10 protein-coding genes and 1 riboswitch are annotated in these 12,540 nt (G+C 46.8%); of the genes, 8 read left to right on the top strand and 2 right to left on the bottom strand.

The features are described 5' to 3' along the window. Positions 1-82: 82 nt before the first annotated feature. A complete protein-coding gene (locus SK066_RS16400) occupies positions 83-991 on the bottom strand; it encodes a LysR family transcriptional regulator (protein WP_320542282.1) in 909 nt (302 codons plus the stop codon). 221 nt (positions 992-1,212) lie between these two features. On the opposite strand from SK066_RS16400, the gene SK066_RS16395 reads away from it, so the two are divergent. The 5 genes from SK066_RS16395 to SK066_RS16375 all read left to right on the top strand — a co-directional run bounded on the left by SK066_RS16395 (position 1,213) and on the right by SK066_RS16375 (position 7,805). Continuing rightward, a complete protein-coding gene (locus tag SK066_RS16395; protein WP_320542281.1) occupies positions 1,213-2,262 on the top strand; it encodes an ABC transporter ATP-binding protein in 1,050 nt (349 codons plus the stop codon). Between the two features lie 164 nt (positions 2,263-2,426). Continuing rightward, positions 2,427-3,470 carry an ABC transporter substrate-binding protein gene (locus tag SK066_RS16390; protein ID WP_188773888.1) on the top strand — a complete coding sequence of 348 codons (1,044 nt, stop codon included), beginning with the start codon at positions 2,427-2,429 and terminating at the stop codon, positions 3,468-3,470. A gap of 30 nt (positions 3,471-3,500) precedes the next feature. After that, positions 3,501-5,174: an ABC transporter permease gene (locus SK066_RS16385; protein WP_320542280.1), complete on the top strand. Its 1,674-nt coding sequence runs from the start codon at positions 3,501-3,503 to the stop codon at positions 5,172-5,174. 7 nt (positions 5,175-5,181) lie between these two features. Beyond that, entirely contained in the window at positions 5,182-6,570 is a 1,389-nt protein-coding gene (locus SK066_RS16380; protein ID WP_320542279.1) for an MBL fold metallo-hydrolase, read from the top strand. Positions 6,571-6,983: 413 nt separating this feature from the next. After that, positions 6,984-7,805 carry a hypothetical protein gene (locus SK066_RS16375; protein WP_188774046.1) on the top strand — a complete coding sequence of 274 codons (822 nt, stop codon included), beginning with the start codon at positions 6,984-6,986 and terminating at the stop codon, positions 7,803-7,805. 441 nt (positions 7,806-8,246) lie between these two features. On the opposite strand, the gene SK066_RS16370 is transcribed toward SK066_RS16375, so the two are convergent. Further along, positions 8,247-8,546 (bottom strand): hypothetical protein, encoded by a 300-nt coding sequence (locus SK066_RS16370; RefSeq protein ID WP_250342712.1) that lies wholly within the window; start codon positions 8,544-8,546, stop codon positions 8,247-8,249. Positions 8,547-8,933: 387 nt separating this feature from the next. Continuing rightward, positions 8,934-9,083: riboswitch (FMN riboswitch) on the top strand. 159 nt (positions 9,084-9,242) lie between these two features. On the opposite strand from SK066_RS16370, the gene SK066_RS16365 reads away from it, so the two are divergent. The 3 genes from SK066_RS16365 to SK066_RS16355 all read left to right on the top strand — a co-directional run bounded on the left by SK066_RS16365 (position 9,243) and on the right by SK066_RS16355 (position 12,505). Then, on the top strand, positions 9,243-10,223 hold the full coding sequence (locus tag SK066_RS16365) for a DMT family transporter (RefSeq protein WP_320544905.1): 981 nt from the start codon (positions 9,243-9,245) through the stop codon (positions 10,221-10,223). A gap of 223 nt (positions 10,224-10,446) precedes the next feature. After that, on the top strand, positions 10,447-11,415 hold the full coding sequence (locus SK066_RS16360) for a hypothetical protein (protein ID WP_320542278.1): 969 nt from the start codon (positions 10,447-10,449) through the stop codon (positions 11,413-11,415). Positions 11,416-11,527: 112 nt separating this feature from the next. Then, positions 11,528-12,505 carry a stalk domain-containing protein gene (locus tag SK066_RS16355; protein WP_320542277.1) on the top strand — a complete coding sequence of 326 codons (978 nt, stop codon included), beginning with the start codon at positions 11,528-11,530 and terminating at the stop codon, positions 12,503-12,505. Positions 12,506-12,540 lie beyond the last annotated feature (35 nt).

The following is a 12,540-nucleotide window of genomic DNA, read 5'->3' as shown; positions in this document are numbered from 1 at the left end:
ATTTGCGCTATAGCAAACGCTATAGAAAAATAGATTGCGTCCTTATACTTTGCTTTCTTATCTTGTAGAGCAACCGCATGATTCATACTATCGGCGAACCGAGCGCTACTGTCGGTTCATTCAAGCAAGCGGCAAAGCGATGAATCAAGCCGGAGTAATGGCGTTCCTTGTTGTAGGCGTAATACAGATAGCGACGTAGCTTCTGATCCGGCAAGCTATGCATATGAAGTCTACCGCTACGAAGCTCCTCCTCAACTGCCATCCGTGAGAGAAATGCCGCGTAACCGCCTAGCATCACGGCACGCTTGATCGCTTCAGCAGAATCCAGCTCGATAAAGGAAGGAATCTCAAGCCCGCTATCTCGTATCCAGCGATCGCTAATCTGGCGTGTGCTGGAATCATGACTATGTAGCACCAGACGACTACGCTGTAGCACCTCCAGATTCAACTCGGCTTCATTAGCCAGCGGATGATCGGGAGTGAAGATCACCACCATCTGATCTTCACCGATCAGACCTTTCACAAGGGCAGGATGCTCAAATGGCTCAGTGAGCATGATCCCCATATCGATCTCATGATTGATCAGCATATCACGAATGACCGGTGCGGTCTTGACTGCAATTGAGAGCTGTACACCTGGATGCTGATGGCTAAACGTATGAATCAGATCGGGCAGAAAATACGTTGCCGGTACATAGCTTGCACCGATACGCAATTGTCCTCGCTCCAGTGCGCCAAATTCCTGCACAATTCGTTTGGACTCGGCAGCGAGTGCGTTGATTTTGGTCGCATAATGCAGTAGCGCCTTTCCCGGCTCGCGTAGCAATATTTTGCCACCGCGCGATTCGAATAGCGTGACACCCATTTCCTTTTCCAAACTTTTCATATGAAATGTAACGGTTGGCTGCTTCAAGCCCAGCTCATCAGCAACGGCTGTAATTTTCTGATGGCGATTCAGCAGCTCGACAATTTGTAGTTTGATCAGGTTCATTTCACACCTCCACCTTCAATCTAGCATAGAATTATTCGATGATTATCAAAATAGAGCATAGTAAAAATTGATATTTCGTTTACATTCCCCACACATGCCGGACAAATTCACCTTTTATACTGAGTTCAGTAGAGCAAACGATTCGCTGCCTGCTGGTGGATGTTAGCCAGTATTCATAGATCATCGATAAAGCAACAAGTACATAGAGGGGAGTAAGGCAGATGACAGAAATTACGCTTCGAGGCGTAAGTAAGAGCTATGAGGGTGTGCAGGCGCTGAAACCTGTAGACATGATTATCCCAGCTGGTAAATTCACTACCCTGCTGGGGCCGTCCGGATGTGGCAAAACGACATTACTGCGGCTGATTGCGGGTCTGGAAACGCCGGATAGTGGTGAGATTGTAGTCGATGGTCAGCCGGTATTCTCGCAGACACGTCGGGTGAACCTGCCTCCGCATAAGCGCCATTTTGGCATGGTCTTTCAGGAGTTTGCCCTGTGGCCGCATATGACCGTATACGAAAATGTAGCATTCAGCCTCAAAGCTAATGGGCAGAAACATAAAATCCGCGAGCGTGTCCAGCATGCGCTGGAGCAGGTACGCCTGACGGGCATGGAAAAGCGACAGCCGCATCAGCTATCCGGCGGTCAGCAGCAGCGTGTTGCCTTTGCCCGAGCGATTGTGATGCAGCCAGGACTGATCCTGTTTGATGAGCCGCTTAGCGCGCTGGATGCGATGCTGCGAGAGGATATGCGAGATGAGCTGATGAGTCTGGTACGTGAGCTTGGTCTAACCGCGCTATATGTCACGCATGATCAGACGGAAGCGATGTCGATGTCGGATGAGATTATGGTCATGCAGTCCGGCAATGTATTGCAGCGAGGAACACCGGAGCAGATTTATCGCGAGCCCGTGCATTCATTCGTTGCTCGCTTTATCGGTCGGTCGAATTGGATCGAGCCAGAGCAGACGCTATTTCGTCCAGAGCATGGACGCTGGGAAGCAAAGGGAGAAGCTGGAGAGCACAGCTATACGGCTACCGTACAGCGGGTTAGCTATATGGGCGATCGATATGAAATTGAGCTGAATGCTGGAGAAGGGCGAAGCTGGACCGCGTATCACGATCAGCGCATGAGCATCGGGAGTATCGTACAGCTTTACGTTTCGGCGGAGCATCTGTGCACGGTAGGTGAACGTACAAGCACAGCAACAGAAAAAATGGATGCGAACGATACGTCATCTTCATCTGTAGGAAGACAGCATATTTCATAAGAAGTGCTAAGGACAGGCTAGAAGTAGGTACTTTCGCATCCTTTAACATATGTGGTACGATTCCTGGCTTATCCTATGCAATGAGTCACATAAGAGCATGTACAACGGTGCATCAAAGCAAACGTTTAACCCCATTAACTACTATTATTCAGGAGGAATTATTCATGAATTGGAATCAGATGTGGAAAACGACAGGTATGCTGGCTGTAACAGCGATGCTCGGTACGGCACTGGCAGGCTGTGGCAATACAGGCAGCAACAGTACAACAAGTGCAGCAGGCAGCACAGCGAGTAAGGGTGACAACACGCTTGTCGTTTACAGTGCAGGCCCGGAAGGACTGGCAAAAAAGATCGAGGCTGGCTTTGAAGCAAAAACAGGCATTCAGGTCGAAATGTTCCAGGGAACAACAGGGAAGGTCCTGTCTCGTATGGAAGCTGAAAAATCGAATCCGGTCGTCGATGTGGTCGTACTGGCATCTTTACCGTCTATGCAATCGATGGCTAAAGAAGGCATGACCCTGCCTTATCCAGAAGCAGCTAATCACGATAAGCTGGTGAAGGACTGGTCAGATGCTAATGGTAATTACTTTAGCTACAGCGCATCTGCTCTGGGCATTGTGTATAACACCAAACAGGTGCAAACGCCGCCTACCTCATGGGAAGAGCTAACACAGCCACAATGGAAGGATAAAGTGAACATTCCTGATCCATCGTTGTCCGGTTCAGCCCTGGATTTCATTACAGGCTACCTGAGTGCAAAGGGTGATAGCAGCTGGTCGCTGTTCCAGCAATATAAGCAAAATGGTGTAGCGATGGCAGGTGCTAACCAGGAGGCGCTTGATCCCGTCATTACAGGGGCGAAGGATGTTGTTGTGGCAGGTGTAGACTATATGGCATACAAAGCGAAAAAAGACGGCGAGCCTGTCGATATCGTGTATCCATCTGAGGGGACAGTCATTAGCCCGCGTCCAGCTGCGATCATCAAAACTACCAAGCACGAGGAGCAAGCGAAGCAATTTATCGACTATCTGCTGTCTGATGAAGCACAGCAGCTTGTAGCTAAAGCGTACCTGCTGCCAGGACGTACAGATATCAAGGCTGAGAATCGTACGAATCTATCGGATATTAAAACCTATCCAGTGAAATGGGATTGGATGGACGAGCACGGTGCAGACGTAACAACTCGCTTTACCGAGCTGTACAAGTAAGCTTCGGTTTGAAGTAAAGGGGATGGCACAATGACACATACATCAGCATACTGGTTTCAAAGATGGAGTACGGTCGCAGCATTTTTGCTGCTGACCGTACTGATTGTTTTACCACTTCTGCTCATTTTCCGTACCGCGATCGATAGCGATGGAACGATCGATTGGCTGGCACCGTGGCATACGATTACGAGCAGTAGTCTCGGTTCGGTTATGCTAAATTCACTCTGGCTTGGCGCGCTTGTGATTGTGCTTACGACGCTACTAGCATTGCCGCTAGCCTGGATTATGGCACGCTCAGCGATTGGACGCTGGCGCTGGCTGGATGTCGTTCTACTTATTCCATTTATGACTCCGCCCTATATCGGCTCGATGGGCTGGATGCTCTTTATGCAAAAGAATGGGTATATGGAGCAATTGCTGCCTGCATCTGCGGCATGGACACCTGCTTTTTTCAGTCTGGGTGGCATGGTGCTTATTATGAGCTTGCATCTGTTTCCATTTTTGTATCTGATTTTGCGTAATACATTGCTGCAAATTAGTGGTAGTACAGAGGAGGCAGCTGCTCTGCATGGCGGTTCGCCTGCGTATCGTTTTCGCCGAATCATTTTGCCATTGCTGCTATCCAGCTATGTGATGGGTGCTTTGCTTATTTTTGTTAAAACGATTGCGGAGTTTGGTACACCGGCTACATTTGGACGCCGAATCGGCTATTATGTAATGACCTCGGAGATTCATAAATACATTTCCAGCTGGCCGATTGATTTTGGAAAAGCAACTGCGCTCGCCTCCCTACTGCTCAGTGTATGTCTGGTCATGTGGTACATCCAAAGTGTGCTAAGTAGCCGATATTCGTATCGTTTGACCGGAGGAAAGGGCAGTCGTCAGAGCGGCTATCGCTTAGGAGGCTGGAAGGGTGTACTGAGCTGGGCGTATGTGATCATATTACTGGTGCTGTCGATTGGCATTCCGTACTTCTCTGTTATTACCGCTTCGCTGCTCAAGCTGCGTGGTCTCGGCATTGCGGCAGGAAACTGGACGCTAGCGCATTATGCCGAGTTATTACAGCCAGGCTCAGACAGCATGCAGGCGCTGATCAACAGCTTCACCTTATCGCTAGCTTCCTCCACTATTGCCGTAGTGATCGGTACATTCCTGGCACTCAAGGTAGATCGCAGTCGCCGTGTATCGCAAAAGTGGATCGATCTGTTCAGCCTGATGCCGAATACGGTGCCAGGCATTGTAATTGTCGTCGGACTCATTCTATTCTGGAATTCATCCTGGATGCCTGTACCGCTGTACAATACATATGGCATGGTTGTGTTAACGTATGTGGTGTTGTTCCTGCCGTATACCGTGCAATATGTCAAAGCAAATTACGGTCAGATTGACTCGATTCTGCTACAAGCAGGTGCGATGTCGGGCGGTCGCCCATTATACGTGTTCCGTCGTATTTTGCTACCGCTACTCGTGCCCGGTATTATTGCGGGCTGGATGATGACTTTTACTATTTCAAATCGTGAGTTGGTAGCGTCCTTGCTTATTCTCCCGCCGTCGATGCAGACGTCCGCCACGTATATTTTTGCCCAGTTTGAACAGGGGGCTGTCTCGATGGGGATGGCTATGGCAGTCGTATCGGTCGGTATCACGACGATTCTATTGCTCATTCTGAATGCATTGCCTGCTACAGGCAGTAAGCAGCCGTAAGTATCGTATGCAATTAACGGTACTTGGCGGAGCGGGAGAGCATGGGCGTTCCAGCTATTTGCTGACCGAGGAAGGACAGCATATTGTACTGGATTATGGTGTGAAAAAAGAAGACGGCGGGCAATATCCGCTGGTGGATAATATAGAGGAGATGATCGGCGGCTTGCAGACTGTCTTTCTATCCCATGCCCATGAGGATCACTGTATCGCATTGCCTATTTTGTATCGGCATGGCTATCAGGGGCAGGTGTGGACGACAAGAGCGACGGTACAGCAGTTGCCTGCGTATTTTAACGCATGGCGCAATTATACGGATGGGCGTCATGTAACACGTCCATATGATGATGAGGATGAGCAGCGTATATGTTATCGCTATCTGGAGGATATCGTTCTCGCCGGACAATGGGGACAGCTTCAGCCCGGACTGGACATCTGCTGGGGACGTTCGGGGCATCTGCCCGGTTCGATCTGGCTCACCTTATGCTGGAAGGGAAAGTACATTTTCTTTTCCGGTGATTATACGTCTGAATCGCAGACACTGGTAGCGGATCGACCGCTACATTTATCTCATTCTCTCAACCGATCAGAGGTGCTACAGACGGTTCATGGTGAACTGGAGCATCCCGAGCAATGGCAGTGGGAGCAGCGGTCAGATAAAATAGCGCCAATCATACCGCAGCTGGATCTCGCTATTGTGGACGCCGCCTATGGAGATGATCCACAATCGCAAATCGAGAAACTGCATCAGCTCAAGACACATATAGATGAAGCTATCCAAATGGGCGGCTCCATTCTACTGCCTGTACCGCTCTATGGACGAGGACAGGAGCTATTATTATGGGCAAGTGAGCAATACCCGCATATTCCATTGCTTGTAGAATCCGCATTGCTGGAAGGCTTGCAGCTACTAAGAAGCTATACCGATTGGCTGCATCATGGAGTCGAGCAGCGAATCGATCAATTATTGCATCATGCACAGTTATATCCGCTATCCGATGCAGAGGAAACCGATATACGATATGCACAATATAGCAGTAAAATAATCTTCACCCCGGACGGCATGCTGCAAACGAAGCTGGCACGTCAGCACTATGAGCGACTACAGCATGACCCACACAGCAAAGTGATCTTTACCGGGCATCTTGCCAAAGGCTCGCCTGGCAGTCAATTAGTCGCCACTTCGCAGCCCCGTGACGGCTGTCAGATCGAGCGCGTTCGTTACAAGGTACATCAGGGCTTGCCAGATGTGCAAAGGATGTTACATGAGCTGAACCGCCCTCCAGCTGTGCTGGTGCATGCTCCTCAGGCACGAACCGACCAGCTAGCTGCACAGCTGCGCCAGCAAGGATACCCGAATATTCACTCCTTGATTCCAACGGCAAGGCTGGAATTTTAGAGCACCAGTGATCATTAGAGAATCAATTATAGAATGTCAAAGTAGCTTTCTAGTACAGACGGATCGCTTGACCCATATGACTTGAATGAGAATCATTTGAATGCTCGTTAACAGATCATACGGTAAATATCATAAATCGAAGCATCCTCAAACACCAGATTCCGCGGATCAAGCGGAGCTGGTGTTTTTCGTTTTGTAGGTATCCATTTGTAGTTCTCCATCGAATAATTCATCGTTTCCATATAGAGACTATATATAAAATTGACGCTCCACCATAGAAATGTTGATTCCGCGCTAATGCCCATTTTCTACACTAAAGAGGTTCAAGCGCAACACTCATTCCAAACGAAAAAGGGGAGAAGGAACAGGTGAATCGATTAACAGGAAGCTGGAAAAAGACAGTAGCCGTATGGATGAGCGGTACAGTGCTGGCAGGCACATTTATGGTGGCACAGCCCGTTACGACAGAAGCAGCGGCAAACCTGACGCCAACGTACGAGGTTAAGTTTGTACTGGATCAGGATGTATTGAATGCAAACGGTGCGCCAGGTAGTGCATTGAGCAGTACATTCGCTCTGCCATCCAAGCCACAGAAGATTGCAGTGGAGTACTTCGACACCAACAGCCAGAGTCTGAACGGTGAAGGCTGGAATGTGCGCCTGCGCAAAAAAGAAGATAAATCCAAGTACGAGATCACGTACAAAAAGCGTTATTCGGTCGTGAATGGTGATATTGATGCAGCCTTGACGCGTGCGAATCAGGAAGGCTTTGATGCGAGTGATACAAATTATGAAGCTGAGGTCGATTGGGGATATGGCAAGCAGACGCTTAGCCTATCCAATGATAAAGATGTGAAAACATCAGACACCGGCGCATCGTTACCTTCCGCAAGTAAAGCGCTGGAAATGGTAATTGATAAAATCCCAGGCAAGCTAGAAAATTGGAAGTCCACAAAATGGGGCAAAGATCAGCTTAAAAACTCCCGTGTCTATGGCCCTGTCATGGCAAGCAAATATGAAGGAAGCTGGAATGGTCTGGATATCGATGTAGAGGTATGGCCAATTCGCAATGCAAGCGGCACAGGTACAGAGCCAGTGATCGAAATTTCCTTCAAAGCGGATTCGTATTCCGATGCAGCAAGCAACCGTCAGCAGCTGATGCAGGCACTGCAAGCTCAAGGATGGCTCGTACCACAGGATTCGCTGAAAACACAGCTGGTGCTTGATCGTTACTGACAGGGAAAGCATCAAAGTCGCTGAAGTAGCTAGAAAGAAGTCTATACAGCGACTACGATCACAGATAAGCCTATTCTTTTGACCTGTATAGATGAGAAGATAAAGCTGTAGCATCGCGTAATATTGTCAGCTGAGCGAAGGTATAATGATGTCACATAGCTCTAGATATAGACTACTGAAATACAGTCACCACTTATCCTCTTCGTTGTTATCTTCTAACCCTTAACTAGCTAAATCCTATTTATATGCGCGAGCAACACATAGAAAAAAGCAGCCCCTGTTATAGGAACTGCTTTTTTTTGTATTTCATGATCAATCGTTTGCTTCATTTTGGCTGATTCAACTCAGGTAAATGATGGGACTTAAGATGCTCTAGTCAATCACCATATACGTTGTTTGAAGCATTGAACAGTTGTAGGCTACAGCACTTCTGCGAGAGTATTAGTAGCTACTTGGCATGTTTTCCATGCGGCTAAAGCCCGCAAACATCGCTGCACCAAACAGAACGAAGAAGATAATGTAAACAACGATCCAGATAGCTGCCCATAACAGAGCTGCTTTGGCATAATTGGACTTGGAAATATTCGTTCCTCCTCCAAAAGCCCAGATAAACAGCATGATAAGGTTAACGAGTGGAATAGCGAGTAAAAGCAGTGTGATCATCCATTCCTTAACGCTAATAACCGGTGCAGGCTGACCCGGCTGTGGCGGATAGCCTGGAGGTGCATTATTGTAATCCAAATAACTCTACCCCTTTCAAAATTTAGATTATGTAAAGATGGTCTTACTATAAATCAGGTTTATTATAGCGTCCTGACATCCATATAACAACAAAATAAGGAACGAAATGTTATTTTAGGCCTAAAGAAATCTTGATTTTGCATAAATGCGTAAAATGAAAGGAGTAGCTGGAGGTAAAGAAGGATACAAAAGCAAATAATTCCGTGTTAACAGATCAGAATTAAAGAAATTTTATTTTTTATTGCTAAACCAGTTGCAAGTTACTAAAAGTATCTTTATAATGAGATTTATTGAACGGTTAACTACTGAAATTTTCAAAAAAGTTTCTCGTGGTTAATGAAAAGAAGCATTATTGTAAATTTTGACTATGATTTCAACTAATCGAATAGAGATCTTCGGGGTAGGTGAAATTCCTAACCGGCGGTGAATGTCGATTCATTCGGCAATAGCCCGCGACTCGCTGCTCTGTAGGGAGCAGTCGACTGATCTGGTGTGATTCCAGAGCCGACGGTAAAGTCCGGATGGGAGAAGATCAATAAATGAACCTGTTCAGGTGTATTTGCTGATGCATATTGCTCGCATAATACGATCCTGGCATGTTTATTTGATCAGCCCCTGAATGTCGATTTCCGATGCTCAGGGGCTTTCCGTATGAGATCGCCTATTCAAATTCTAAAGACATGAGGAGTTTGAATGATGGAAAACGTCAATTATCAATTTCAATCTGCACAAGAAACGAAGCAACGTACGATTAAAAGTGGATTCTGGCTCGTATTTTTCGGAGCGGCATTATGGGGTGTCGATCCGTTATTCCGTATTTTATTGCTCGAAACGTTCACTTCGACCCAGATCGTATTACTGGAACATCTGGTGGCGATGCTTGCCGCCGCTCCAATTCTATGGGTGAATCGTCATGAATTAAGAGGGCTGAAATGGCAGCATATCGGTGCCCTGCTGTTCCTGTCATGGGGCGGCTCGGCGATTGCTACCGTTCTGTTCACGATGGGTCTGACTTATGGTGATCTGAACGCTGTACTGCTGCTACAAAAGCTACAACCGCTGTTCGCGATCATTCTGGCGCGTCTGTTGCTCAAGGAAGTGCTGCCGCGCGGCTTTGGCTGGTTGTTCGTGCTGGCAGTAGCAGGTACGTATCTGCTTACCTTCGGCTTCACCTTGCCGATCGGACATATGGGTGATATCGCTCAGGTCGGCTCGCTACTCGCGCTTGGTGCAGCTGCATTATGGGGCGGCTCGACCGTGATGGGACGTCTGATGGTTGGTAAAATGAAGTACGAAACAGTTACCTCGCTGCGCTTCATTCTTGCGATTCCACTGCTGATCGTCCTGACTGTACATGAAAATGCGGCATGGGGTCTGCCAGCTGGTACGGTTCCAGTGCTGCTGATCCTGCTCAACCTGCTTGGACAGGCATTGCTGCCAGGTCTGCTCAGCCTGCTCATGTATTACAAAGGCTTGTCTACGACGAAGGCATCTGTGGCTACGCTGGCAGAGCTGAGCTTCCCGATGGCTGGTGTGCTGATCAACTGGATCGTATACAAACAGCTGATCACATGGCCGCAGCTGCTCGGCTTCATATTGATCTGGGGCGTATTGTTCGCGATTTCCAGACAACAGCAACCTACCGAAGCGAAGCAATCGGTACCTCTTGCTTCTTGATTCGAAGTTCATTCTTAACCGAATATAACGAGATGAATAACGAAGATCGAATTGATAAGCTATAATCAAAAGCTTCGACTGAATGGTCAATATGCCATCAGTCGGAAGCTTTTTTTATTTTCCTTATAATGAGAAGAATAGATAGAAAAGGAACTTTTATCGCATGCGGAGCAGATACCCGATCTGGTAAAGTAGAGAGGAAGTTGATCAAGGAGGTACGTATATGTCAAAGCGGAACGAATGGAAATTTTGGCAGGATGATCGAGAAAGGCGCGGACGAGAAGGACATATCGGAACGTTTGGCGCAGCAGGTATTGTTGTCGTTGTGATTATCGTCATCCTTAACAATTATTTCAATGGAAATAATTCGTCAACCGAGGGTATAACCGATAGCAAAGCGATGGAGCAGCACACCGAGCAGCAGATTAATACAGATTCCTATACTGCATTTGTAGATCGTGAGACGGTACATAATGGCACGGGACTAAAGGTAAATACAGCTACAGTAAGCAAGGACGAAGCAGGAAAGCAGTCATTAAAAGTAAATATAAGTGTGAATGGGATCGGGCAATCTGGCTACAATATGGCGACATTTGCTGAAGGTCAGCTTGTGAATGCAGATAATAAAAGTACAATTCAAACGAAGTTAAATGGATTTACCGAGCCAGGCATGCGTAGCGTGGACGAAACGTTTTCGTTAGATGAAGCTTATGATATAGCCCAGGGACAGAATTATTTGCTGCAAATGAAAGACCTGTATTTGATTCAGCGGAGCGAAGTGTCTTTACCAGAATCGGTACAAGCAGGTCATTCGTACACTATACAGGCTCCACAGCCAACACCTATCCAGATTGAGCAGATGGTATGGTCAAATCATAAGGAGAAGCTTACGGTCGTGTATCAAGTTGAACGGGAGCAAAGCATAACCGGAGTATCGCCAGGCACATTGAACCTAAAGGATGATATGAATGGTTTAATAGCACATGTCAAGCAGGGGAATCAAACGATAGAATTGATTTCTTTGAATCGCGAGTCAAAGGACAATGTGATCACACAGCAATTTGCAGTGCCTGCTTCGTTAAATGACCAGCAGCGAGAACATATTAGGTTATCCCTTGAATATGGCAAGGTCGTTCGACAGATCAAAGGCACATGGACGGTATCCTTTGAATTGGATGAGGATCAACCATAATCGTATTCGTATAAAGGATATATACAACTCCATCTTCCTTCATATGCAACTTTTTCCACTATATCCAAGTCTATGAATAAGAACTTCAATACGATGGAAGGGAAGATGGATATTGAAAAAGATAAAATGGTTCTGGTTCATCCCTGTATTCGCGATTATGATCGGACTACTCCCTGCGGTAAGTGTAAAGGCAGCAGCAACATTGACTATCGTTACACCTGATGGGCAAAAGCTGGATGGAGGAGCCATCATTATTCAAAAGAATCAACTGATGATTCCACTACGTCAGCTTGCTCAGGCGACCCATTCCCAGCTTCAGGTTGCTTCCAACGGCACCATTAGCGTTGCACCGTGGCCAGGTCAAGTGTACACGTTAAAGCTTGGTCAACGAGACTACACATTTAATCAAGCTCGGCAAGAAATTTATCAGCTCCGTACACCGATACAGAAGATAAACGGTCAAGTGTATATTCCAGCTGCTTTTATCCGAGAATTAGACTACACATATACGTATAGCAAGGGCATATTGACGATTCAAATGCCGCTCAGTACGTACAATCGGCAGATTTTAAATAAAGGCGATCTGGCAACAGTACGCAAGTTGATTACAGACGGTAATGTGTTTGGTTTCCCAGGTGTACATAGTTTACAACAGCCATTGAAGGTCAAGCCAGATGGAGAAAGGCTGGATCGCCAGTTTCTGTTTCCAGAAGGTGAAGCCTTGCGTTTCTATTATATCTACGGAGATACGATTTCATTCATCGAATTTAAAGATGACTTTCCCGTAATCACATGGCAAGCACACGGATTAAGTGCAGATCGACCACATGAAGGTTTTAGTATTCTTAATGATCTATTAACATTTCAATTAAAGGATAAATGGGGAGATATTCCGCTCAAATATCACAATTTCACTTATTATTTGCGTGGAGGCTGGGGAGATAGTTATTTGCAAGAATCCGGTATAATTCAGGCAGACAATATCTATCATCAAACGGGCAGAATCTATAATGTAGGTGGAACGGTTACCAATCAATCAGGCACAATCTCCTATGTATCGCCAGGTGAGCAGCGAACTGATACTCGTTAATTTCCACGCTATCCTTTAAACGCTAAGAACTCGTT

Origin of the sequence: Paenibacillus hunanensis, assembly GCF_034055775.1 — a bacterium.
Taxonomy (GTDB): Bacteria; Bacillota; Bacilli; order Paenibacillales; family Paenibacillaceae; genus Saccharibacillus; species Saccharibacillus hunanensis.
Note: the sequence above shows the minus strand (reverse complement) of the source record. Positions and strands in the feature narration are given on the sequence as shown.